The sequence below is a fragment of the Frankia sp. AgKG'84/4 genome (assembly GCF_023242965.2).
GTDB lineage: Bacteria > Actinomycetota > Actinomycetes > Frankiales > Frankiaceae > Frankia.
Window position 1 is genome coordinate 1 of sequence record NZ_JALKFU020001230.1, and the last position, 2,455, is coordinate 2,455.

General features: G+C 73.4%; 2 protein-coding genes. One reads left to right on the forward strand and one right to left on the reverse strand.

Translation table 11 applies throughout. The features are described 5' to 3' along the window. On the forward strand, positions 1 to 815 hold an 815-nt coding region (cysC, locus tag MXD58_RS29075), incomplete at its 5' end, for an adenylyl-sulfate kinase (RefSeq protein WP_250611355.1). Between the two features lie 95 nt (positions 816 to 910). On the opposite strand, the gene MXD58_RS29080 is transcribed toward cysC, so the two are convergent. Beyond that, positions 911 to 2,422 carry a sugar transferase gene (locus MXD58_RS29080; RefSeq protein ID WP_250611357.1) on the reverse strand — a complete coding sequence of 504 codons (1,512 nt, stop codon included), beginning with the start codon at positions 2,420 to 2,422 and terminating at the stop codon, positions 911 to 913. Between the last annotated feature and the right edge of the window lie 33 nt (positions 2,423 to 2,455).

Sequence of the window (2,455 nt, forward strand, 5' to 3'; positions counted from 1 at the left end):
CCGAGGTGCCGGGGACCGCCGAGGCGCCGGTCGCCGGCGGGGACGGCGCCGACACACCGGACGAGTCGGCGCAGCTCGCCCGCCTGACCGCCCAGCGCGCGCACCTGGCGAGTGTCTACGGGCTGACCGGGAGCCTGATCGGACCGGCCATCGGCGCGCCGGGCCGGGCGGAGCTGGCGTCGCTGCTCGACGCGGGCAGTCCGATTCCCGCCGAGCTCACCCCGCCGACGGTTGCCGCGGAGCTGACCCTGGCCGTCCCGCCGCGTTCGCGGCGCGGGCTTGCCGTCCTGTTCACCGGCCTGTCCGGGTCCGGGAAGTCGACCCTGGCCGGGCTGCTGGTCTGCCGGTTGCTGGAGGAGGGCGGCCGGCGGGTCAGCCTGCTCGACGGTGACGTCGTGCGCACCCACCTGTCCGCGGGGCTGGGCTTCTCCCGGGCCGACCGGGAGACGAACGTGCGCCGGATCGGTTTCGTGGCGGCCCAGGTCGCCGGCGCGGGCGGCACGGTGGTGTGCGCGCCGATCGCGCCCTACGCGGACGTGCGCGCGCAGGTCCGCGGGCTGGTCCGGGGTGCCGGCGGCGGGTTCGTGCTCGTCCACGTGTCCACCCCGCTGGCGGTCTGCGAGTCCCGCGACCGCAAGGGGTTGTACGCGAAGGCCCGCGCCGGTGTCATTGCGGCCTTCACCGGGGTGTCCGACCCGTACGAGGAACCGGACGACGCCGACGTCACGGTGAACACCGCGGAGCTGACCAGCGAGCAGGCCGTCGAGCGGGTCCTGGACCACCTGCGTGTCGCTGGCTGGCTGGCTGGCGCCTGACGCGGCCGGCGGGGACGGTGCCCGGCCGTCCCCGCCGCGCGGCGCACGACATCAGGGCAGACGGATCAAGGGCAGGCGGATCAAGGGCAGGCGGATCAGTAGGCGCCTTCGCGACGCAGGACGGCGAACACGGTCCGCCAGAGGATGACGAAGTCCATCGCCAGTGACCAGTTCTCCACGTAGCGCAGGTCGAGCCGGACCGACTCGTCCCATTCCAGGTCGGACCGGCCGCTGATCTGCCACAGTCCGGTCAGGCCGGGCTTGACCATCAGGCGGCGGTGCACGTCGACCTCGTAGCGGGCTACCTCGCTCGGCAGCGGCGGGCGCGGGCCGACCAGCGACATACTCCCGTTGACCACGTTGAGCAGCTGCGGGAGCTCGTCGAGTGACCACTTGCGTAGGAACTTGCCGACCCGGGTGATCCGCGGGTCGTCGCGCATCTTGAACAGCAGGCCCTCGCCACGCTCGTTGAGAGACTCCAGATCCGCCTTGCGGGCCTCGGCGTCGACATACATCGAGCGGAACTTGAACATCGTGAAGTGCTCGCCGCCGCGACCGACCCGGACCTGCCGGAACAGCGCCGGCCCGCGGCTGGTAAGCCGCACCGCCACGCCCAGCGCGACGAACAGCGGCAGGAACAGCAGCATCACGGTGCCGGCGACGACGCGGTCGAACACGCCCTTCATCACCCGCCGGGTGCCGGTGAGCTCCGGCTCCTCGATGTGCAGCAGCGGCAGGCCGGCGACCGGACGGATCGAGATCCGCGGGCCGGTGACGTCGGTGAGCGCCGAGGAGACGAGCACGTCGACGTCGCTGCCCTCCAGCGTCCACAGCACCCGGCGCAGCGTCTCGCCATCCATCTGGGGACAGATCGCGACGGTGGTGGCGTGGGTGGCGGTGATCGCGGTGTGCAGGGTCTCGGAGGTGCCGACGATCGGCACGCCGAGCAGGTCGAACCCGCTGCGTTCGGGCCGGTCGTGGCTGTGCCGGCCCGGTGAACGGTCCAGCACGACGCCGACGACGGCCCAGCCGGACGTCGGGTCGCGCTGCGCGAGGCGCACGAGGGTCGCCGCCGACTCACCGGCGCCGACGACGAGCACCCGGTGCAGACATCGCCCGGCCCGGCGCATCCGGTGCAGGATCCCGCGCCCGACGACCCGGCCGGCGACCGAGAGCACCGTGGCGGCGGGGAAGGCGATGAGCACGTAGCTGCGGGCGATCTCGGCCTTGGTGGCGTAGGAGACGATCGCGACGGCGGCGGTGAGCCGGGCGGCGGAGTTGACCACCCGGCGGAACTCCTCGGAGCCCCCGCCGAGGAACCGGCTCTCGTAGGCCCGGTTGAGCGACATCGCCACCACCCAGGCGGGCGGCAGCAGGGCCGTCATCACGATGTACGGCTGGATCGAAACGGGCTCGGAGTCGAACCGGACGAAATGCCCGAAGCGCACGACGAACGCGAGCGCCACCGCGAGCACGCAGGCCGCGGCGTCGAACAGGATCAGCAGCCGGACGTAGCGGCGCTCCCAGGTGACCTGGGCGCGGTAGCCCGCCGTCTCGGCGGCGGCGACCGCACTGGCCCGGCCGACGCTGTGCCGGCCCCCGCTCAGGCCGGGCTGCGACCCGGCGGGACGGGGCTGGGC